The sequence below is a fragment of the Catellatospora sp. NPDC049133 genome, from assembly GCF_040648455.1.
Taxonomy (GTDB): domain Bacteria; phylum Actinomycetota; class Actinomycetes; order Mycobacteriales; family Micromonosporaceae; genus Catellatospora; species Catellatospora aurea.
Genome location: NZ_JBEZDT010000006.1, coordinates 201,175 through 221,854 on the forward strand (window position 1 = coordinate 201,175; position 20,680 = coordinate 221,854).

Sequence of the window (20,680 nt, forward strand, 5' to 3'; positions counted from 1 at the left end):
GCCAGTGGTCGAGTGGGGCACGGCATGTTCCATCGACGTTCGTTCCTGCCGGTGCCTCGGTTCCGCTTCACCGACCGAGGAAGGAAGGAAGGAATGAGGATCACCAAGATCACCCGCGGGCTCGGCGCCACCCTCGCCGCGCTCATGGTCACGGTCTTGCCCGGCCCCGCGGCGCCGGCGCAGGCGCTGGCCGCGGAGACCTTCACCATCGTGATGCTGCCGGACACCCAGTACGCCTCCGAGTACTGGCCGGAGGTGTTCCGGGCGCAGATGCAGTGGGTGGCCGCCCAGCAGACCGCCCGGAACATCAAGTACGTGCTGCACGTCGGTGATGTGATCGACAACTCCGACCAGCTCGCCCAGTGGACCAACAGCAAGAGCGCGATGGGCCTGCCCACCGACGACGTGCCGTACATCATCGGGCCGGGCAACCACGACCTGGACCCGGGCACCGCCTCGACGACCCGCACCGCGACCCGGTACAACACCCACTACCCGCGGTCGACCTTCACCCCGCTGCCGTCGTTCGGCGGGACCTACCCCGCCACCGCGAACGACAACACCTACCACACGTTCACCGCCGGCGGCGTGGACTGGCTCGTCGTGGCGATGAAGTACGCGCCCAGCGCCGCCGAGATCACCTGGGCGAACTCGGTGGTGGCCGCGCACCCGAACCACAACTCCATCCTGGTCACCCACGCCTACCAGAACGGCGTCACCAAGGACAGCAACGGCAACAACCTGTGGACCAACCTGGTCAGCAAGCAGAAGAACTTCCGGTTCACCTTCTCCGGCCACTACGTCAACGCCGGGGTGATCACGCAGGCGGGGGTGAACGGCAACACCGTCCACCAGATCCAGGCCGACTACCAGAACTCCTCCCAGCGCGACCCCAACAGCTTCCTGCGCATCATGACGTTCGATCCGAACAACAAGACCCTGGACGTCAAGACGTACTCGCCGTTCCTCAACACGTACAAGACCGACGCGGCGAACCAGTTCGTGCTCAGCAACATCAACCTGATCCCGCCGGCGTGGAGCACCGTCGTCGACAACACGACCGCGGGCCGGTTCACCGCGAGCGCGAACTGGGGGACGTCGACCTACTCGACGCAGCGGTACGGCGCGGACTACCGCTTCGCTGACCCCCTGTCCGTCAGCGATCCCGCCTGGTACAAGGTGAACATCCCGGAGACGGGCACCTACCAGGTCGCGGTCTGGTACTCGGCGAACTCGGGCTACAACGACGCGGCGCCGTACATCGTCGTGACGCCGAGCGGAAACCAGACCGTCCACGTCAACCAGCGCGCCAACGGCGGCAAATGGGTGTCCCTGGGCAACTTCACCCTGTCCGCCGGTGACGAGAACAAGGTGGGCGTCAGCCGCTGGACGGCGGGGACGGGATACGTCATCGCCGACGCCGTGAAGGTCACCCGCATCAGCTGAGTCAAGCGCAGTTCCGTGTGCGGAGGTGCGGCCGTCGTGCCGTGCCTCCGCACTCCCGCCGACCGCGTGCGCCACCAACCGCCCGGAGTGTGTCTCGTGATCCCCGCTCTCCTGCTCGGCGCGGCCCTCGCCGCCCACCCGCTGACCCCGTTCTCGGTCGACCAGCGCGTCGAGGTGACGCTGCGCCCGGACCGCGTCGACGTCGTCGCCGTTCTCGAGGTCGGCGAGGTGGCGGCCAAGCAGCTCACGCCCGACTGCGCCACCTTCGCCGCCGCCCTCGACGCCCGCGCCGGATCGGCGCCGCTGCCGTGGGCCGTGCAATCCAGCGAGTTGAAGCGGCTGGGCGCGGCAGGCGTCGAAACCATCCGGCTCACCTGCCGGCTCTCGGCCACGACCGAGGTCGGCCCCTCGGCGACCGTCGCGGTGACGAACCGGTACCTGACCGACCGGGTCGGCGCCAACCAGATCGTCATGGCCGGCGACGGCGTCGCCCTGCCGGCCACCCTGCCGCCGTACGAGCGCTCGGCGGAGCTGACCCTGCGGCCCGGAACCGAGGCGAGCCCGTCGGCGGCTGCCGCCGCGCCCCAGAAGGGCTGGCTGGAACGCGGCGAGGCCTGGCTGGCCGGTGTGCTCGGCGACCCGTCCCCGGGCGTGCTGCTGCTGGCCGTGTTGATGGCGGCGCTGCTGGGTGCGGCGCACGCGGCGCTTCCCGGTCACGGCAAGACCGTGATGGCGCTGTACATGGCCGGACGGCAGGGGAGGCGGCGCGACGCGGTCATCGTCGGCGGCACCGTCACGCTCACCCATACCGCCGGTGTACTGGTCCTCGGCATCGCCACCACCGTTTTCGCCGGCCTGGCCGCAGAGTCGGTGCTCCAGTGGCTCGGCGTGGCCAGCGGCATCGTGATCACCGCCGTGGGAGCGGGCATCCTCGTCAACGCTCTGCGCCACCGGCACGCCCATCACCATCACGGGCCGGGCCACCACCACGATCACGAGCACGGCCACAGCCACGGTCACCACCATCATCACCACCACGAGGAACGCCGCGGCAGCCTCGCCGCCCTCGGGATCGCCGGCGGTCTCGTGCCCAGCCCCACGGCACTGGTGGTGCTGCTCGGCGCGGCGGCGCTCGGCCGCCTCTGGCTGGGCATCGTCCTGATCGTCGTCTACGGCCTGGGCATGGCGGGGATGCTGACCGCCGCGGGGCTGTTGCTGCTGCGCGTACGTGATCGCTGGACCTGGCTCGGCCGGCTCACCGTGCCGGCGGAAGCGACGGCCTCAGTGATCATCGTGATGGGGTTCGGCCTGGCCGCCCGCGCCGCGTTCGCCTTCTGAGCATGTCGTGTTCCGACTCGAACCCCGCCCCGCCCGGCTCACCGGGCGGCCAGAAAGGACCTGCCATGCGACCGGTAACGGTACGTCTGCTCGGCATCGCGGCCACGACGATGGCTCTGGTGGGAGTGACTGGCTGCGGCCAGCTGCCACCCGCCGCGGCACCACTGCCGCCGGGCGCGACGGTGTCCGCCGGTACCGCATCGACGGGCCCCGAGCCGTCCACCACAGCGGGAGCCGCCGCCGGGCCCACCGCACCTGCCGGGTCGCCCGCGCCCGCCGGAACGCCCGCCTCGAAAAGCCTCCCGGCCTGCGATGCCGTGCTGAAGGCCCGCCAGACCGCCGTCGCCGCGATCGCTCCCGTGGCAGTGGTCCTCGCTCAGCCCGGACGGCCCCACGAAGTGCTCGCCAAGGCGACGAACGATCTGAACACGGCCTACACCGCCATGCATGTCGGGGTGGCCGGCGCGGCCGAACTCACCGCTGACCCGAAGCTCAAGGCGAAGATCTCCGCGTATCAGCTGGCGGTGGAGCAGGCGATCGTCGCCGTCGAAGGATCCGACGGCGATCAGGCGAAGCTGGCCGCCGTGATCGAGCTGCCCGCGACGCGCAGCGCCGAGAAAGCAGTCGTGGCCGCCTGCGCCTGACCGTCATACCGCGAAATCCCCTGACAGCGAACCACACCCCTCCGACCGGGAGCCGCCATGCGCCGACCAGCCCTGACCGTCCTGCTGTCCGCACTGCTCGCCCTCACAAGCCTGGGTGCGCCGCCGACCCCCGCCCTCGCCGTCGCCACCGTCGCCGACGCCGGCACCCTGGCCGTCACGTCCCTCGCCCCCGGCCTCACCCTGACGAACACCTCGATCAGCGGACCCAACCAGGTCAACATCCTGACCGCCGATCTCGCCGAACCGACGCTCCAACCCAAATACCTCAGCCCCGGCACCGTCGGCGCGACCGCCGCGCTGACCACCCAGGCCAACCGCGTCGGTGCGATAGCCGCCGTCAACGGCGACTTCTTCGACATCGGCGCGACCGGCGCACCCCGCGGCGTCGGCATCGACGGCGGCTCGCTGCTGCACGGCCCGGCCTCCGGCTGGAACAACGTCGCGGCGCTGTACGCCAACGGGGCGGGCAGCCGCGGCGGCCTGGCCCAGATCTTCCTCGACGCGACGGTCACCCTGCCGGGCGGCACCCGGCTCACCGCCACGAACCTGAACTCGCCGGACATCGCGGCCAACGGCATCGGCGTCTACAACCCGCTCTGGGGCGACGAGCCGCGCAGCCAGGTGCTCGACGGCGCGACCCGTTCGCGCGAGATCGAGGTCACCGCCGGCAAGGTGAGCAAGGTGAGCACCACCCCGGGCGGCAAGGTCGCCAACGGCACCGTGGCCGTGCTCGGCGTCAACACCGGCGCGGACGCCCTGGCCGGGCTCGCGGTCGGCGACACGGTCACGGTGAACTACGCGCCCCGGGGCGGCGACGGGGCCGCGCAGGTCGCCATCGGCGGAAACCTGGTGCTGGTCAAGGACGGCGTGGCCACCACGGTCTCGCATCCGAAGAATCCGCGTACCGCGGTCGGGTTCTCCGCCGACGGACTGAAGATGTGGCTGGTCGTGGTGGACGGCCGGTCCACGGCGAGCGTCGGCATGACCTATGTGGAGCTGGCCGCCTACATGAAGTCGCTGGGGGCCGACGACGCGATCAACCTCGACGGCGGCGGTTCGAGCACCCTGGTGGCCCGCATGCCAGGGGCCACCTCGGTCTCCGTGCGCAACACACCGTCCGACGGCGCGCAGCGTGCGGTGCCCAACGGCATCGGCTTCGTCTCCACCGCGCAGGCGTGGAGCACGACCGTGGACAACACGACCGCGGGCCGGTTCACGGCGAGCGCCAACTGGGGCACCTCGACGTACTCCAGTGAGCGGTTCGGGGCCGACTACCGGTTCGCCGATCCGGTGCTGGCCAGCGACTCCGCCTGGTACAAGGTCAACATCCCGCAGACGGCGGCGTACGAGGTCTCCGTCTGGTACCCGGCCAACGCCGGCTACAACGACTCGACGCCGTACATCGTGGCGACCACCAGCGGCAACCAGACGGTGCGGGTGAACCAGCGCGTCAACGGCGGCCGTTGGGTGTCGCTCGGCGTGTTCAACCTCGCCGCCGGGGATGCCAACGTCGTCGGCGTCAGCCGCTGGACCGCGGGCACCGGCTACGTGATCGCCGACGCGGTACGCATCACCCGCGCCTGACCGGTTCCGTCATCGGAGTTCCGGTCTGCCGATCTCCGGACGGTCACGGCGAAGTGCGGCCATCCTCGGGAAGTGCCGTTCCACGACGCCGTGATCGTCCAGATCGCAGCGCACCCCGGTGAACTCCTCCGGCCCGTCAGGGTAGTAGCCGACCGGCCACGTTCCACTGACGACGATGTGGGCCTCAGTCGTGAACTCCTGGAACCACGGCGCTCGCGCCCTGCCCGCATCCGCGGCGAGGTCGACGAGGTCATCGGAGTCCCGGGCGACCCGGTCGACGCTGCCTCGGCCGTGCGAGAGTCCTCGTCCACGATCGGACCGTAGCAGCCAAAGCGCGCGCGTCATTCAGGCGACTGGCTGCCCAGTTGGCCGCGGCGTCGGGCGAGATACGCCGCCTCGGCGCTGTTGCCGGACAGCTCGATGGCCCGGTCGTACGCCGCGCGGGCCTGCTCGCTGCTGCCGAGGCGGCGCAACAGGTCGGCCCGGGTGGCGTGGAAGACGTGGTAGCCCGCCAGCGGCAGGCGGTCTGTCTCGGCGAGCGCGACCTGCGGGCCGTCGAGTTCAGCGACCGCGATCGCTCGGTTGAGCCGCACGATCGGCGAGGAGTCCAGGCGGACCAGCTGGTCGTAGAGCGCGACGACCTGCGACCAGTCGGTGTCGCGGAAGTCCGGGGCATCGGTGTGGACGGCGTTGATCGCGGCCAGGATCTGGTAACGCCCTGGCGCCTGTCCGGCGGCCAGGCGGGCGCGGACCAGGGCGTGCCCTTCGGCGATCAGCGCGCGATCCCAGGCCCCGCGGTCCTGCTCGCCGAGGGCGACGAGTTCACCGCTGGCCGACATCCGTGCGGCTCGGCGGGCCTCGGTCAGCAGCATCAGCGCCAGGAGTCCGGCGGTTTCGCCGTCGGCCGGGAGCAGGGTGCGGACCAGCCGGGTCAGCCGGATCGCCTCAGTGGTCAGGTCGCCGCGGATCGGCTTCGACCCGGGGTGCGAGGCCAGGTAGCCCTCGTTGAAGATCAGGTAGAGGACGCCGAGGACTCCGCCGACCCGGGCTGGGAGGTCCTCGCGCAGCGGCACACCGTACGGGATGCGCGCGGCCTTGATCTTCGCTTTCGCGCGGGTGATCCGCCGGCCCATGGCGGTCTCCTCGACCAGGAACGCGCGGGCGATCTCAGGCACGGTGAGCCCACCGACCATTCGCAGGGTCAGCGCGACCCGGGCCTCCATCGCCAGCGCCGGGTGGCAACAGGTGAACACGAGGCGCAGCCGGTCGTCGTCGATGGCGCCGAGCGGCTCAGGCGGGTCGAACAGCATCAGCGCCTCCCGGTGCTTCTCCTCGCGCCTGACCTCGCGCCGGAGCCGGTCGACGGCCCTGCGGTAGGCGGTCGTGGTCAGCCACGCGCCCGGATTCGGCGGCACGCCCTCGACCGGCCACCGTTCGACGGCCGTCGCGAACGCCTCGGCGGCCGTCTCCTCGGCGACATCGAGGTCCCCGAGACGCCTGGCCAGGGTCGCGACCAGCCGGGCCCACTCCTCGCGATGGACCCGGCCGATCACCTCGTCGAGGTCGGTCATTCGCCCAGGAACGGCCGGAGTTCGACCTTGCGGTTGCAGCTCTTCGACCCCTGGGCGGCGAGCCGCAGCGCCACGTCGAGGTGCGGCGCTTCGACGATCCAGAAGCCGATGATGTGCTCCTTCGACTCCAGGTAGGGCCCGTCGGTGAACACCGGCTCCCCGTCCCGGCCGTCGACCACGGTGGCCGCGCTTGGCGACGCGAGGCCGCCGGCGAACACCCAGTGGCCGTCGGCCTGCAGCTTCTCGTTGAAGACGTCGATCGCGGCCATCTCCTCCGCGGTGGCGAGGCCGCCCTTCTCATCAAGTACGGACATCAGGTACTGCGCCATCGGGACCATCTCCTGTCGTGGTGTGGCCGCTCCCGCGAGCGGCCTCTCACCCCTGCTACGAACGAGACTGCTCGGGTCCGACACGCTTCTTGAGATTTTTCTTCGAGAAGTTTCGGCCGTCTCGGACTCTGGCGCGAACGTCCAGCACCCGGTAGCACAGCACACTCAATCCGTACGTGATCCACTGCAGCGGATTCAGCAGGGGAAGCATCGACTGTCGAAAGCTGTCCACGCTCTCAAGGTATGCCTCCTGGTCCTCGACGGTCGCGATCTTGCGAGGCGGCGCGTAGCCGAAGATGTCGACCAGTTCCCAGGGCATGGCGGCCCGCCACCTGTGGTGCTGGTACACGACGACGGCTCCGAGCGTGCTGCCGTAGAAGCCCGATGGTCTCGCGTTCCTCCTGGCACCGTTGCAGCAGAGCAGGATGCCGCTCGGCTCGGTCTGCCGCCGGATCTGTTTAAGGCAGTCATACAGATCCACACCGGTGGCATCGAATTTGACCCCATCGGGACCGACGAGAGACAGCCACCAGGGCGCGTCGGAGTCCTGCTCGACGAGAGCGTGCTCCACCCGCCACGTGGCGGACTTTCCGTCGGCTGTCCGGATACGGAGCGGACTGTACTCGATCATTGGCGAGCCTCCGGCTTCACTCGAACCCTCGGCAGCCGTGTGCAGGCCACGCGGACCTCGTACAGGATGGCGACGTGGCCGACAGGAGCGAGTATCCGCAGTTCATCTTCAACCCCGATGCCGATGTGCGAAAGCTTGCCTGGGAGAACCATGTCGTCCTGGTCGCCGTGCAGGCGTCGCTTGGCAACGTGGGTCCTGACGTGCGCGGCATAGCCGTCGAGGCGGGTGCGGACCGGGTGACGTTCCACGTCGCGCTCGGTCAGCGAAGTCCGCGAAGCGACGAGGACATCGACGACATGCTAGTCGAATTCGATGCCGGGACGGCAGGCTGCGTGCAAGGGGACTTCACGCTCGGCACCGTCGTCACGGTCGGCGACGCGGGACCTGGGTGGAGCGGCTATCCGTGGCGGAGGATCTTCCTGGCGCATGGCTGAAAGCGGCGAGGTCAGACGGAGGCGGTGGCGGTCAGGGCGTCGCCGAGTGGGGTGCGCCGGTAGAGCACGGATCGGCCGGAGCGGGCGCGGTCGACCAGGCCCGCGCGTAGCAGCACGCCCAGGTGGTCGCCGACCGCGCCCGGCGCGAAGCCGAGCGAGCGCGCGAGCTGCGTGGTGCTCCCAGGCTCGGACAGCGCCTCCAGCAGGCGCGCCCGAGCCTTGCCGACCAGCGCGGCGAGGGCCTCGGCCGGTGGCGGATCGGGTTCCCACAGCGCGGCCACGCCGCGGGCGGCGTAGATGATCGAGGGGTGCCAGGGCTGCTCGCTGTGGGCGGCCACGGCCGGCCAGATGAACACCGAGGGCACCAGCAGCAGGCCCCGGCCCGCCACGTCGACGCGGGCGTCGAGCAGTCGCGGGATCTCGATGCCGCCGTCGCGCCAGCGTACGCGGGGCAGCCCGTCGAACGCGGCCGCCCAGCCGGAGCGGCCGAGGTCGGCGGAGCGGTGGAGCACGTCGCGTTCGCAGATCACCCGCAGCCGGAGCCAGTCGGCGGCCAGCAGGTCGTGCCAGGCCCGTTCGAGCACGTCGGCGAGCAGGTCGGCGACGGCGGGGTCGTGCAGCACCGCCAGCGCGCCGGGATCCCGGCAGTCCCGCCGGGCGAGGCAGTCCCGGATGTCCCGGCGGGCCAGGGCGAGCGGGGTGGCGCGGACGGCGGCGAGGTCGTCGTCGATGGTCTGGGCCAGGCCCGCCGGAGGTGGGGCCAGGAAGCCCGGTCCGCGGCGGGGGGAGTGCAGCGCCACCACGGCCCGCATCGCCGGGTCCGCGGCCAGCCGCTCGTACGCGGGCCGCAGCCGCGCCGCCCAGCCGGGTGGGAGCCGCTGCTCGCGGGACAGCCCGGCCAGGATGCGGATCAGGCTGTCCAGCTCGAACAGCGGGGAGATCGCGAACCGGCTGTGCAGCAGGTCGTCAGCGGTGACCTCGAACCTGAGCATGGTTCGACCTTACGCCGCTGAACGAAACATTCGCCGGTCGGCCGCCGGTCCGCGACGCTCAGCGCGTGATCGAGACGAAGCAGGCGACCTACCGGGACGTGCTGTCCGAGCCGGTGTTCCGCACCCTGTTCCTGACCCGGACGCTGTCCATCGCGGCGGGTTCGCTGCGCATCCTGGCCCTGTCCGTGCTCGTCTTCGACCGCACCGGGTCGCCCGTGCTGACCGCGCTGACGTTCGCGATCGGCTTCGTGCCGCAGGTCGTCGGCGGGACGCTGCTCGCGGCGCTGGCCGACCGGCTGCGGCCCCGGCCGCTGATCGTGACCGGGTTCCTCCTGGACGCGGCGGCCGCGGCGACGCTGGCGCTGCTGCCGCTGCCGGTCGGCGCGAGCCTGGGCCTGCTCGCGGCGGTGGCCGTGTTCGGCCCGGTGTTCAACGGGGCGTCCAACCGGTTGATCGCCGAGCAGCTGGCCGGCGACGCGTACGTGCTGGGCCGCGCCCTGTCCAGCGTGGCCGCCGGTGGTGCCCAGCTGCTCGGGCTCGCGTTCGGGGGCGCGGTCGTCGCCGCGCTGTCGCCCGGCTGGGCGCTGCTCGGGGCGGCCGCGGGCGGCCTGGTCTCGGCGGTCTGGGTGCGGCTGCGGCTGCCCGACTTCGCGGCTCCGCCCGCCGCGGACGGCTCGGCGGTAGGGCGCAGTTGGCAGGTCACCGCCCTGCTGCTGCGGGACCGTCCGGTGCGCCGCCTGCTGCTGGTGCAGTGGCTGCCGCCGGCGTTCATCGTCGGGGCGGAGGCGCTGGTGGTGCCGTACGCGGCCGAGCGGGGCCACGGTTCCGGCGCGGCAGGCCTGATCCTGGCGTGCGCGCCGCTCGGCATGGTCGTCGGCAACCTGGTCTACAGCCGCCTGCTCCGGCCGGTGACGAGGGAACGGCTTGTCGCGGCGGTGATCAGCGGGCTGGGCGGGCCGCTGGTGCTGCTGGCCCTGCCGGTGCCGATCTCGGTCGCGATGGCCGTCATGTTCCTGGCCGGGGCGGCGTTCTGCTACTCGCTGGGTGTGCAGCGCCCGTTCCTGGACGCGCTGTCCCCGGAGGTTCGCGGGCAGGCGTTCGCGTTGCAGTTCACCGGCCTGATGACGATGCAGGGCGTCGGGCCGGTGCTGCTCGGCGTGCTCGCCGAGCGCACCTCGACCGGCCTGGCGATGGTCGTCGCCGGGGCCGGGGCAGCGGCCGTCGGCTGCTGGTGGTGGTTCCGTTCCGGGTGATGACGGTGTGGGAAGCCGGCGAGCGGCCGGCTTCCCACACCGCGGTCAGCCCACGGGCACGGGTGTGGCTGCGGCGGTGCCCGTGCGTGCGGGGCGGCGGGAGCGGCGGATGAACCACTCCGCCACCGCCAGGTTGATCAGCCAGCCGGCGGCCATCGCGGCGAACCTGCCCAGCATGTCCGGGGTGTTCCCGGTCAGCAGCCAGGGCACGTGGGTGAACGCCTGGGTGCCGGCGGCCAGCCCGATCGCGTATCCGCGCATCATCCAGGCCCGGTGGGCGGTGAAGTCGCGCCGCCGTACGGCGAGAAAGCCGAGCACGATCGACAGCGCCATCGCGCTGCCGAACACCAGCCGCAGCAGCATCACACCCAGGCCGTCGATCGGCGGCACGTCGTAGGCGACCGCCATCCAGACCCCGGACAGCGCGGCGACCAGGCCGCACGGGACGAGCACCCGCCCGGCGATCCGGTGCCAGCCCGGCCGCCGCCGGCGCAGCACCGCGTCGAACTGGAACGCGCCGACCAGGCAGTACACCGTGGCGCCGACGATGTGCAGCACCACCGGCACGGGGTCGGCGAAGAACCGGGCGTTGCCGTCGTCGATCGGGGCTCCGGCGGCGAGTTCGGTCACCCGGAACGCCCCGGCCACGACCGGGATCAGGCTCAGGGCGACCAGGGAGTACGGGACGAGGCGGGCGCGAATGGTCACGGGTCGATGGTGCGGCCGCGCCGGGCACGGATCATCGCCCTTCAGGCTCGCGAAGGGAGGCTCGGCTCATCCTTTGGTACTAGGACCCGCCCGGCCCGTCTCGTATGCCCAGATCGCCGCTTCCACCCGGTTGCGCACCCCGAGCTTGGTCATCAGGCTGCCGACGTGCGTTTTCACCGTGCTGAGGCTGATGAACAGGTCGGCGGCGATCTCGGTGTTGGTGCGCCCGGCGGCCAGCTCCCGCAGCACCTGCTCCTCCCGGTCGGTCAGCGGCTCCAGCGGCTGGCGGCGTGGCGCGGCGGGGTCGTGCCGGGCGAACGCGCTCAGCAGCCGGGTGGTGACACTCGGGGCGATCAGCGCGTCGCCCCGGGCGGCGGCGTGCACGGCCTGGCTGAGCAGCGCGGGCCCGGCGTCCTTGAGGAGGAACCCGCGGGCGCCCGCGCGCAGCGCGCCGTAGACGTACTCGTCGAGGTCGAAGGTGGTGATGACGACGACCGCCGTCGGCTGGACGACCCCGGGTCCGGCGAGCCGCCGGGTCGCGGCGATCCCGTCGAGCACCGGCATGCGCACGTCGAGCAGGCACACGTCGGGGCGCAGCCGCTCGGCCAGCCGCACCGCCTCCAGCCCGTCGGCGGCGGTGGCGACCACGTCGATGTCCGGTTGCGCGTCGAGGATCATCGCCAGTCCGGTGCGCACCAGCTCCTGGTCGTCGGCGACCAGCACCCGGACGCTCATCGGGCCAGCGGCAGTTCGACCGCCACGGTCCAGCCGCCGGCCGGATCGGGCCCGGCCCGCAGCACCCCGTCCAGCAGCCGCGCCCGCTCGTCCATGCCCGTCAACCCGTACCCCCTGCCGGTGTCCCTGGCCGGTGCGCCGTCGTCGCCGACCCGCAACCGCACCACGTTTTCGTCCACACTGACCCGCACCTCGACCCGGGTCGCCTGCCGCGCGTGCCGCTGCGCGTTGGTCACCGACTCCTGCGCCATCCGGAACAGCGCGCCGCCCAGCGCGGTGGGCAGCGCCGACAGATCGCCGTCCACCCGCACCTCGACAGGCAGGCCCGCACCGGCCGGACGGGCCAGCCCGTGCAGATCACCGGCGCCCTGGTCCGGCGTGTACTCGGCCGGTTCGCCTTCGCGCAGCACACGGACCATGGTGCGCATCTCCGCCAGCGCCCGCGACGCCTCCGCCTCGATCACCCGCAGCGCCTCGATCGCCGCTTCGGGCCTGGTCGGCGCGATCGCCAGCCCGGCCTGGGCGCGGATCGCCATCGCCGACACGTGGTGCGCGACCGTGTCGTGCAGGTCGCGGGCCAGGCGTTCCCGCTCCAGCAGCCGCGCCTGGTCCAGCTCACGCGCGCGGGCCCGCACCCGGTAGCGCCGTGCCAGACCGGCCGCGGCCACCGCCGACACGACGGCCAGGCCGCCGAGCGAGTCGGCGGCGCCGGTGCTCCCGGTCAGCGCCGACAGCCCCAGGAAGCCGAGCACCGCGACCGCGGCGAGCACGATCTCGCGGCCCGAACCCCACCTGGCCACCGAGTACGGCAGCAGCAGCAGGTAGATCATCGTGTACGTCTCGGGCACGGAGTCCCGGGTGAGCAGCGGGACGAGCGCGCCCACGCCGAACGACAGCAGCACCATCGCCAGGGGCCACCGGCGACGCCACACCAGGGTCGCCGTGAAACCGGCGCTGAGCATCAGTGAAGCGATCGGAAGCGCAGGGCGGAGCAGGCCTTCGACCGCGGTGAGCACGACCAGCGCGGCGGCGAGCAGGTAGTCGCGACGGCCGTGGCGCGGCACAGGCGCGGGACGCGGCTCGCGCCAGAAGGACAGTCCGAGCACGACCCGATGTTACGGGTCGTCCGTGCGAACGGATGTGGCGGAAGGAACGCCCTCGCCGGTGCTCACAGCTCGCAGTGGTACTTGACGCGGCCGTCGAAGCCCAGGTCGCACCAGTCGAAGCCCGCGCCGCCGAACAGGTCGTCGGCACCGTTGCCGCCGTTCAGGACGTCGCTGTCCGCGCCGCCGTGCAGCACGTCGTCGCCCTCGTTCCCGTTGAGCGTGTTGACACCGTTGTTGCCGATGATGAGGTCGTCGCCGCGGCCGCCGGAGATGACATTGGAAGTGGCGTTGCCGATCAGCACGTCGTTGAACTCGGTTCCGACGAGATTCTCGGCGCCGACGATCGAGTCGCCCTCGCCGCTCGCGCCGTCGTCGCCCACCACGTCGTCCAGATCGGCCCACACGCGAGCGCCGTGGCCGAAGTAGTCGACCGTGTCGAGGCCTGCGCCACCGTCGATGTGGTCCGCGCTCCGTGTCCCGAGGGTGGAGCAGCTGCCCGGTTCGGCGGCCAGGAAGGTGTCGTTGCCGCTGCCGCCGAAGAGCCGGTCGGCGCCCTGGCAGCCCTGGATCCTGTTCGGCAGGGAGTTGCCGACCAGTACATCGCCGTACGGGGTTCCGCGAAGGTTCTCGACGTCGCCACCGATGGTGTCGCCTTCACCCAGCGGGCCGTCGTCGCCCACGATGCCGTCCGCGCTGGCGCGTACCCCGTCCGTGAGGCTCGATACCGCGTAATCCACCAGGTCCACGCCGGGCCCGCCGGCCATCAGGTCGGGTCCGAGGCTGTACGCGAAATTGTCGTCGCCGCCCCGCCCGAACATCTCGTCGGCACCCGACCCGCCGAACATGGTGTCGGATCCGTCACCGCCGATGAGCACGTCGTCGCCGTCACCGCCGAGCAGCGTCGAGTGGCTGACGGGGCCGGGGAAACCCAGGTTCAGCTCGACATGGTCGTCGCCGCCGTCGGCTGACACGAACAGGGCAAGCGAGCCGGAGCCGATGTCATGCAGGCAGTGTGCCACCGTCGGGTCGGCCACGTCCGGGCGCCGGCATCCGTGGCCCGGCACTATGGTGCTGTCGGCGTCGAACACGATCGTCGAACCCGAACTGGACACCGTGAGCCTCAGGTCGTGCACGCCTTCGGCGTCTTCGAAGTTGTACGTCCCACCGCTGTCGAACACCGTGGCGCTCGTGTCGGCCGACGCCGGCGTGCCGGCGCCGGCGGTCGCGGCGACCAGCACACAGGTCACGAGGCCGAGGCGGGCGGTGAGTCGGGCCATACGACGCTCCTCATCAGACTTGCCGGGGATCCCATCACATCTGAGGCCGCCGTGCCGGCACGCGATGTGTCGGATGAGAGCCGCATCGTGCATCCGACAGGGTGGGCGGCAGCCGCCGGATGCGAGATGATCTCCGCCATGAGTGAGTTCGACTTCTGCCCGTGGCTGTTCGCCGACAACGCCACCCAGGACGAACGCGAGGCGCAACTAGCCTTCCAACGCGGGCTGGCCGGGTTGCGGACCGCAGGCGACAGGGCGTTCGTGTCGCCGCTCGCCGCGATCCACCAGGCCGATCTCACGGTCGGCGCGGACTCCTACCTCGCCGGGCACGTCTACCTCACCGGCGAGGTCGAGCTCGGCGACAACACCAGCCTCAACCCGTACGCGGTCGTACGCGGCCCGGTGCGCCTCGGCTCCGGGGTGCGCGTCGGCGCGCACGCCTCGCTGGTCGGCTTCAACCACTCCACCGAACCCGGGACGCCGATTCATCAGCAGCCCATCGTGGCCAAGGGGATCGTCGTCGGCGACGACGTGTGGATCGGCTCGAACGCGATCGTCCTCGACGGCGTCACCATCGGCGCGCACAGCATCATCGGCGCGGGCGCCGTCGTCACCAAGGACGTTCCCGCCTGGTCGGTGATGGTCGGCAACCCGGCCCGCCGCATCCGCGACCGCCGCGACCAGTCCCGCGCCGACGGTCTGCCGGCGAAGCTGGCCGGCTTCGCGGCACAGGCCCGTGATCAGGCTGAGCGGCTGCTCGACCGGTGTTGGACGGGTGAGACGTTCACCGATCAGCCTTCGGCCGCGCCCACCGTGCGCGCCGTGTGCGACGCGGTCGAGATCGCGGACCTGCTGCTGGACGCGCCCCCACCGCAGCTCGGCCGGGACGAGCTGGTCCGCCGGCTCGCCGCGCTCCAGGATCCGGCCACCGGACTCATTCCCGAGCTGGGCGAGGCCGGGCGGCCAAGGCTCGACAGCGGCTCGGCATACCACGTGCTGTCGGTCGGGTATGCCCTGGACCTGCTCGGCGCGCGACTGCCGCACCCGGTCGCAGCTGTGCGGCTGGACCCGGCCCGGCTCGTGGCGGAGCTGGACGGCCTGCCGTGGGCGCGGCAGGCCTGGAGCGCGGGGGACTGGGTCGACATCTTGGCCACCGGGCTGCACTGGAACCGTCGGCTGTTCGACCCGGACGAACCGGTGGAGACGCTGTTCGGCTGGCTGCTGACGCGGCAGGACGCCTTTTCCGGGCTGTGGGGCGGCCCGAGTGCGGCGCAGGGCTGGCGGCAGCCGGTCAACGGCTACTACCGGCTCACCCGGGGCACGTTCGCGCAGTTCGGGCTGCCGGTGCCGCGTCCGGAGCAGACGATCGACACCGTGCTGGCCCATGCCCGCGACGACCGGTTCTTCGGCGACGGGCGCGGCACCGCCTGCGACGTGCTCGATGTGATCCACCCGTTGTGGCTGTGCGGCCGGCAGACCCGTCACCGGCGGGCCGAGGTCCAGGCCTGGGCACGCGACCGGCTCGCCGCGACGCTCCCGCGCTGGCACTCCGACGCGGGATTCGCCTTCAGCCCGGTGCCGACCACCGGCACCGAACACCTGCCGGGCCTGCAGGGCACGGAGATGTGGCTGGCGATCATCTGGCTGCTCGCGGACATGCTGGGGGAGAGCGGTGCGCTGGGCTACCGCCCGCGCGGGGTCCACCGGCCCGAACCCGTGCCCGACCTGGAGGGCGGTGTCGGTGCCGTGGCCTAGGCTCGGCGGGTGCGGATCCACGAGCTCACCCGCGCCCAGGCGCGTGCCATCGCCGTACGCGCCCAGCTGCTCGACCGGCCCCGGCCGCCGTCACTGCTCGACGTCGTACGGCAGCTGACGCTGCTGCAGGCCGACCAGACCGCGGCCGTCGCGCCGAACGCGGACCTGGTGCTGTGGTCGCGCCTCGGCTCGGCGTACCGGCCCGCCGACCTGGAGGCCGCGGTCGGCAACCAGTCCCTGCTCGAGGTGCAGGGCATGATCCGGCCCGCGGAGGACCTGGCGCTGTACCGCGCGGACATGGCGGACTGGCCCGGCCGCGGCGAGCTGCTGGACTGGCAGGAGTACCGGCGCGACTGGGTCGAGGCCAACCGCGGCTGCCGGCTGGACATCCTGCGCCGGCTGCGCTCGGACGGCCCGCTGCCGGCGCGCGAGCTGCCGGACTCGTGTGAGCTGCGGTGGCCGTCGAGCGGTTGGAGCAACGACCGCAATGTGCTCAAGATGCTGGAGCTGATGGAGGCGCGCGGCGAGGTCGCCGTGGCGGGACGCGACGGCCGCGAGCGCCTGTGGGATCTGGCCGAGCGCATCTTCCCCGACGACCATGTGGTCCCGGCCGCCGAGGCCGCGCGGATCCGCTCGCAGCGGCGGCTGCGTTCGCTGGGGGTCGCCCGTGCCCGCGGCGCGCAGCAGCCCGCCGAGCCGGTCGACGTGGCCGAGGCCGGTGAACCTGCGGTGGTCGAAGGGCTCCGGGGCCGGTGGCGGGTGGATCCGGCACAGCTGGAGGCCTTGGAGCGGCCGTTCGCCGGCCGGGCGGTGCTGCTGTCGCCGCTGGACCGGCTGGTGTTCGACCGCAAACGCATGGCGGAGCTGTTCGAGTTCGAATACCAGCTGGAGATGTACAAACCCGCCGCCAAGCGCCGGTGGGGCTACTGGGCGATGCCGATCCTGTACGGCGACCGGCTGGTCGGCAAGCTCGACGCCACCGCCGACCGGCGGGCCGGGGTGCTACGCGTGGACGCGGTGCACCGGGACGTGCCGTTCTCGAAGGCGATGACAGCGGCGGTCGACCGGGAGATCACGGAGCTGGCGGCCTGGCTGGGGCTGAATCTGGATCTGCCCGGCGATTGACGGGCAGACAGCGGCCGGCGGTCGCTCACCCCCGTTAGCGACCGCCGGCCTTTCACTGTCCGGGTGAACGCCGTCCCCCAACGGCATCTGTCCACCCATCCCCCTGTGCACTTCGCTCGGCGCCACCAACCGGAAACGGATTCCCGGCCGGGCCGGCCCGCTGGGACCCTGGGGCCTTCATCGAGCGTCGCGCCACTGGTGCAAACGTTATGCCGCCTGACCTGCGGTCGTCCAGGGTGCCGCCAAGATTTTTTCACGCAATGTAGTCACACCTCTACGGTGAGTGGCCTGATGGGGTCGGTGGACGCCCCGGTCGGCGACACAGGAGTGACCCGTGGGCCCATTGATGCCCGCGTTACCCAGGTGCACCGGACCGGACCGGGGGTAAACCCCCGCACAGACCCGGGGGTCGGCTGCATTCTTCGGCGTGGGCAGTTCCGCGAGGCTCGTGACGTGGAACATTCCAGGAACGTCCTCATATCCGCATTCAGCGCGATGCGCGGCTGGCACCGCCCACTGACGGCCAACGCCGCGGCCATGTTCGCCCTGGCCCTGGCGAGTGCCGTCGGTGTGTTCGCCGACGACCGCCTGCTGCTGGGCGAATCGGTCTGGCTGAAACCCCTGAAGTTCGGCTTCGCCATGGGGGTGTACGGCCTCACGCTGGCATGGCTGCTCAGCAGGCTGCGCAAGGGCAGGCGCCTCGGCTGGTGGCTGGGCACCGTCTTCGCCGTCGCCGGGCTGCTCGACGTCGGCGCGGTCGTCTACGCCGCCGCACACGGCACCGTCAGCCACTTCAACGCCAACCCGGACCCGGTCGCCCGGACCGTGCGGACGGTGTTCAACATCGGCGTCCTGCCGCTCCTGCTGACCACGCTGGTCATCGCGGTCCTGGTACTGATCCAGCGCACCGGCGACCGCGCGCTGACCGTGGCGCTGCGGGCCGGGCTCGGACTCGCCGTCGCCGGCATGGTCGTGGCGGTCTGGCTCAGCAACGGGGCCGGGCCCCGCACGGTGGCCGATGCCGGCGGCCACCCGGTGTCGATGACCGGCGGCCACGGCATCGGCGACCCCGACGGCAATGGCATGGCCCTCACCCACTGGAGCACGACCGGCGGCGACCTGCGCGTGCCGCACTTCGTCGGCCTGCACGGCATCCAGGTCCTGCTGCTCGTCGCGGCCGTCCTGGGCCTGCTCGCCGCCCGCCGCGGCCGGTTGCGCGACGAACGGGTCCGCGCCCGGCTGACGGGCGTCGCCGCCTTCGGTTACACGGGAGTGTTCGCGCTGCTCACGTGGCAGGCCGCGCGGGGCCAGTCGGTGATCCACCCCGACCGGCCGACGGCACTGGCCTTCGCGGTGCTGGCGGTGACCACGATGACGGCAGCCGTGCTGGTGGTCGTGACTCTTCGCGTGGCACCCGCCGCGTGGAGTCAGGCGGGCACCACCACGGCTTCGCGCAGCAGCCGGCGCACCAGCACCAGCTGTGACTGCTCGTCGAGGCCAGGCAGGTCGCCGACGCGTACGGCGTCCCCGGACAGCAGCGCCTTCACGGCCGGGTCGCATTCGGGCGGGTAGGCGACCGTCCGGTCTGCCAGCTCGATGCGGTCCTGCCCGATGACCAGTCGCAGGCCGGGGCGAGGCCGCACCTGGCTGTCGGCGGTGAGCGCGTCGGCGAACGCGGCCTGCGCCACGGGCCGGACCGGACCCGGCCGGTGCGCGGTCCACTGGCCGGGCCGCAGCCGGCGCGCCACGTCGTCGGGATCGGCGTTCGCGACGGCTTCCCGCAGCGCCCGTACGGTGGCGGACAGATGCGGGGCGAGCGCGACCGGGTCGGTCAGGTCCAGGCCGATCGGCAGGCCGGCCCGCAGCCGCCGGTCCTCGGCGGCGAGTGCGAGCAGCGCCTCGACGATGCTGTGCCGGGTGGGGCGGCGCAGCCCGAGGGTGAGGTGCAGGCTGGTGCGGTCCACGGCGGTCGCGGCGTGCAGCCAGCCGCGCGGAAGGTACAGCAGTTCGCCCTCCTCCAGCACGTGGTCGAGGTACGGGGCTCCGGCGGCCGACGCGGCGACCTCGTCGGCGAGGCCGCCCCAGGGCTGGCGCTCCAGCGGGTCGGGGTGCACCGGCTCGTGCACCAGCCAGCGTTTGACACCCGCCACCTGCAGTACGAACACGTCGTGGGTGTCGTAGTGGGTGGCGAAGCCCTGGTTCCCGGCCGGGGTCAGATAGGCGTTGGCCTGCACCGCGCAGCCCAGCTCGCGGGACAGGTCGAGGCAGAAGGACTGCAGCGGCGGCCAGATCCGGTGCAGTCCCTGAAAGATGAGGGTGGCGCCGGCGGCCAGCTGTTCGAGCACGCGGTCGTCCCGGATCTGGTCGGACACCTCCGCGCCCAGCCCTGCCCCGCCGGTGTACGACTTGGCGGGCACCACGCTGCCGGCGTTGGCGATACGCAGGAACGGGGTGCGCAGTCCGCGCTCGCTCAGCAGCTCGTCGACGGCGGCCAGGTCCAGCAGGTCGTCATAGCGGCCGCTCCGGCGCAGCAGCGGTCGCCGGCCCCAGTGGGCGCGTTCGAACTCTGCCGGGTCTCCCACGCAGCGGCGCAGCGCCGACCGGTGGGGGTCGGGCGCTGCGCCGCCGTCGAGCAGATCAGGCACCGCTGTCGGCTCCGCCGTCGTCCTCGGCCGAGTCGACCGCGTCGTCGGCACCGGCATCGAGCGGGCCCTCCAGGTCCGCGCCGCCATCGGCTCCGCCGTCGTGCTCATTCGGGTCGGCCTGGCGGCCCGCCCCGGCGTCGGCCGGGCCCTCGGTGCCGGGTGCGCCCGTGGTCGTCAGGTCGTCGTCGTTGATGCTCATGCCGTTCCTCCCGGTGCTGTGCGGCTCACAGCGTGATCTTCTCCAGATCCCGGCCGGCCTAAACTTCGGCCGACGCCGTGCCGCAGCGGGAGGCAACCGTCATGTGCTGCTCACCGTGTCGTGGCTCGCGGCAGGTCCGGCGGCGACGGGTCGTCGGCGGGCACCCACGGTGCCACCGGCTCATCCAGGTCGGGCAATTCCCCGGTCAGCAGTTCCAGGACGCCCGTGACCGCCAGCACCCGCTCGACCAGGCCGGTGGCTCCGACGACGCGGAAGCCGACGCCCGCGCTCTGCGCCCGCTCACGGGCGGTCAGCAGCACGTGCAGCCCGGTCGAATCCATGAACGAGACCCGGGAGAGGTCGACGACGACCTTGGTGACGCCCGGCTCGTCGATCGTCGCGGACAGCGTGTCCTGCAGTTCGTCGCGGACCGTCAGATCGATCTCGCCGGACACGGCCACGAGCGCCTCGCCCGGGTCGTGGCCGTGCACGTCGACGTCGGCGGCACCCACGTCAACTCTCCTCCGTCTCTGAGGGCACCGGCTCCAGCCCGGTCGCCGCCGAGACCTTGGCGACGTCCTGCGGCCCGTACGCCGTGCGCACGCCCGAAACCGACATGCCGGCCGCCGAGGCCAGTTCGCCCAGCGTATACGGGTGCGGATACACGAACTGGCGACCGTAGGCCAGCAGCAGGCGGATCTCCTCCTCGGCCCGCATGCGCCGGGCGTGCGCGTCGGCCAGCGCCGACAGCACGGCGTCGCTGCTGGCAGCCGCGACCGGGTCCGGAACTGCGGCCAGCACGGTCTTCACGTCGGCGGTCACCCTGCGCGTACTCACCTGACGAGATTCGCACGATCCTACGATCGCCGCAAGGCTCGACGGTCGTC

19 protein-coding genes and 1 pseudogene are annotated in these 20,680 nt (G+C 72.1%); 9 read left to right on the plus strand and 11 right to left on the minus strand.

Translation table 11 applies throughout. The annotated features are described in order from the left end of the window. The first annotated feature begins 93 nt into the window (after positions 1 to 93). The 4 genes from AB0B35_RS08915 to AB0B35_RS08930 all read left to right on the plus strand — a co-directional run bounded on the left by AB0B35_RS08915 (position 94) and on the right by AB0B35_RS08930 (position 5,033). Complete coding sequence (locus AB0B35_RS08915) at positions 94 to 1,446, plus strand: metallophosphoesterase (RefSeq protein ID WP_361042631.1); 1,353 nt, start codon at positions 94 to 96, stop codon at positions 1,444 to 1,446. Between the two features lie 96 nt (positions 1,447 to 1,542). Then, positions 1,543 to 2,784, plus strand: a complete 1,242-nt coding sequence (locus AB0B35_RS08920) for a sulfite exporter TauE/SafE family protein (protein WP_360527656.1) — start codon at positions 1,543 to 1,545, stop codon at positions 2,782 to 2,784. Between the two features lie 65 nt (positions 2,785 to 2,849). Beyond that, on the plus strand, positions 2,850 to 3,428 hold the full coding sequence (locus AB0B35_RS08925; RefSeq protein WP_361042634.1) for a hypothetical protein: 579 nt from the start codon (positions 2,850 to 2,852) through the stop codon (positions 3,426 to 3,428). A gap of 57 nt (positions 3,429 to 3,485) precedes the next feature. Continuing rightward, positions 3,486 to 5,033: a phosphodiester glycosidase family protein gene (locus tag AB0B35_RS08930; RefSeq protein ID WP_361042637.1), complete on the plus strand. Its 1,548-nt coding sequence runs from the start codon at positions 3,486 to 3,488 to the stop codon at positions 5,031 to 5,033. Between the two features lie 341 nt (positions 5,034 to 5,374). On the opposite strand, the gene AB0B35_RS08935 is transcribed toward AB0B35_RS08930, so the two are convergent. The 3 genes from AB0B35_RS08935 to AB0B35_RS08945 are packed head-to-tail and all read right to left on the minus strand — an operon-like array spanning position 5,375 to position 7,564. Next, positions 5,375 to 6,604, minus strand: a complete 1,230-nt coding sequence (locus tag AB0B35_RS08935; protein WP_361042639.1) for a DUF6596 domain-containing protein — start codon at positions 6,602 to 6,604, stop codon at positions 5,375 to 5,377. Further along, positions 6,601 to 6,933, minus strand: coding sequence for a YciI family protein (locus AB0B35_RS08940; RefSeq protein WP_360527671.1), 333 nt, complete (start codon positions 6,931 to 6,933; stop codon positions 6,601 to 6,603). Before AB0B35_RS08940 ends, AB0B35_RS08935 begins: the two co-directional genes overlap by 4 nt. A gap of 55 nt (positions 6,934 to 6,988) precedes the next feature. Next, a complete protein-coding gene (locus AB0B35_RS08945; protein ID WP_361042641.1) occupies positions 6,989 to 7,564 on the minus strand; it encodes a hypothetical protein in 576 nt (191 codons plus the stop codon). A gap of 74 nt (positions 7,565 to 7,638) precedes the next feature. Here AB0B35_RS08945 and AB0B35_RS08950 point away from each other — a divergent pair, with 74 nt between their 5' ends. Then, positions 7,639 to 7,998 carry a hypothetical protein gene (locus AB0B35_RS08950; RefSeq protein WP_360527677.1) on the plus strand — a complete coding sequence of 120 codons (360 nt, stop codon included), beginning with the start codon at positions 7,639 to 7,641 and terminating at the stop codon, positions 7,996 to 7,998. Positions 7,999 to 8,009: 11 nt separating this feature from the next. Here the strand turns inward: AB0B35_RS08950 and AB0B35_RS08955 are convergent, their stop codons facing one another. Continuing rightward, entirely contained in the window at positions 8,010 to 8,990 is a 981-nt protein-coding gene (locus AB0B35_RS08955) for a DUF5937 family protein (protein WP_360527680.1), read from the minus strand. Between the two features lie 65 nt (positions 8,991 to 9,055). Between AB0B35_RS08955 and AB0B35_RS08960 the strand changes: the two genes are divergently transcribed. Then, entirely contained in the window at positions 9,056 to 10,243 is a 1,188-nt protein-coding gene (locus tag AB0B35_RS08960) for an MFS transporter (protein ID WP_361042643.1), read from the plus strand. A gap of 45 nt (positions 10,244 to 10,288) precedes the next feature. On the opposite strand, the gene AB0B35_RS08965 is transcribed toward AB0B35_RS08960, so the two are convergent. The 4 genes from AB0B35_RS08965 to AB0B35_RS08980 all read right to left on the minus strand — a co-directional run bounded on the left by AB0B35_RS08965 (position 10,289) and on the right by AB0B35_RS08980 (position 14,162). After that, positions 10,289 to 10,951, minus strand: a complete 663-nt coding sequence (locus AB0B35_RS08965; protein ID WP_361042646.1) for a DUF2306 domain-containing protein — start codon at positions 10,949 to 10,951, stop codon at positions 10,289 to 10,291. Positions 10,952 to 11,017: 66 nt separating this feature from the next. Further along, positions 11,018 to 11,686, minus strand: a complete 669-nt coding sequence (locus AB0B35_RS08970; protein ID WP_361042648.1) for a response regulator transcription factor — start codon at positions 11,684 to 11,686, stop codon at positions 11,018 to 11,020. Continuing rightward, positions 11,683 to 12,792 carry a histidine kinase gene (locus AB0B35_RS08975; RefSeq protein ID WP_360527690.1) on the minus strand — a complete coding sequence of 370 codons (1,110 nt, stop codon included), beginning with the start codon at positions 12,790 to 12,792 and terminating at the stop codon, positions 11,683 to 11,685. The genes AB0B35_RS08970 and AB0B35_RS08975 overlap by 4 nt, the downstream gene beginning before the upstream one ends. A gap of 62 nt (positions 12,793 to 12,854) precedes the next feature. Beyond that, entirely contained in the window at positions 12,855 to 14,162 is a 1,308-nt protein-coding gene (locus AB0B35_RS08980) for a calcium-binding protein (RefSeq protein ID WP_361042650.1), read from the minus strand. Positions 14,163 to 14,207: 45 nt separating this feature from the next. Between AB0B35_RS08980 and AB0B35_RS08985 the strand changes: the two genes are divergently transcribed. The 3 genes from AB0B35_RS08985 to AB0B35_RS08995 all read left to right on the plus strand — a co-directional run bounded on the left by AB0B35_RS08985 (position 14,208) and on the right by AB0B35_RS08995 (position 18,521). Next, on the plus strand, positions 14,208 to 15,824 hold the full coding sequence (locus AB0B35_RS08985) for an acyltransferase (protein ID WP_361042653.1): 1,617 nt from the start codon (positions 14,208 to 14,210) through the stop codon (positions 15,822 to 15,824). A gap of 9 nt (positions 15,825 to 15,833) precedes the next feature. Beyond that, entirely contained in the window at positions 15,834 to 16,949 is a 1,116-nt protein-coding gene (locus tag AB0B35_RS08990) for a crosslink repair DNA glycosylase YcaQ family protein (protein WP_361042655.1), read from the plus strand. A gap of 495 nt (positions 16,950 to 17,444) precedes the next feature. Next, positions 17,445 to 18,521 (plus strand): hypothetical protein, encoded by a 1,077-nt coding sequence (locus AB0B35_RS08995; RefSeq protein ID WP_361042856.1) that lies wholly within the window; start codon positions 17,445 to 17,447, stop codon positions 18,519 to 18,521. A gap of 350 nt (positions 18,522 to 18,871) precedes the next feature. On the opposite strand, the pseudogene AB0B35_RS09000 reads toward AB0B35_RS08995, so the two are convergent. The 3 genes and pseudogenes from AB0B35_RS09000 to AB0B35_RS09010 all read right to left on the minus strand — a co-directional run. After that, positions 18,872 to 19,702 (minus strand): annotated as a pseudogene (locus AB0B35_RS09000) (cupin domain-containing protein); the annotation flags it as partial. Positions 19,703 to 19,903: 201 nt separating this feature from the next. Then, positions 19,904 to 20,305, minus strand: a complete 402-nt coding sequence (locus AB0B35_RS09005) for an STAS domain-containing protein (protein WP_361042658.1) — start codon at positions 20,303 to 20,305, stop codon at positions 19,904 to 19,906. Between the two features lies 1 nt (position 20,306). After that, positions 20,307 to 20,630 carry a hypothetical protein gene (locus tag AB0B35_RS09010; protein ID WP_361042660.1) on the minus strand — a complete coding sequence of 108 codons (324 nt, stop codon included), beginning with the start codon at positions 20,628 to 20,630 and terminating at the stop codon, positions 20,307 to 20,309. Positions 20,631 to 20,680 lie beyond the last annotated feature (50 nt).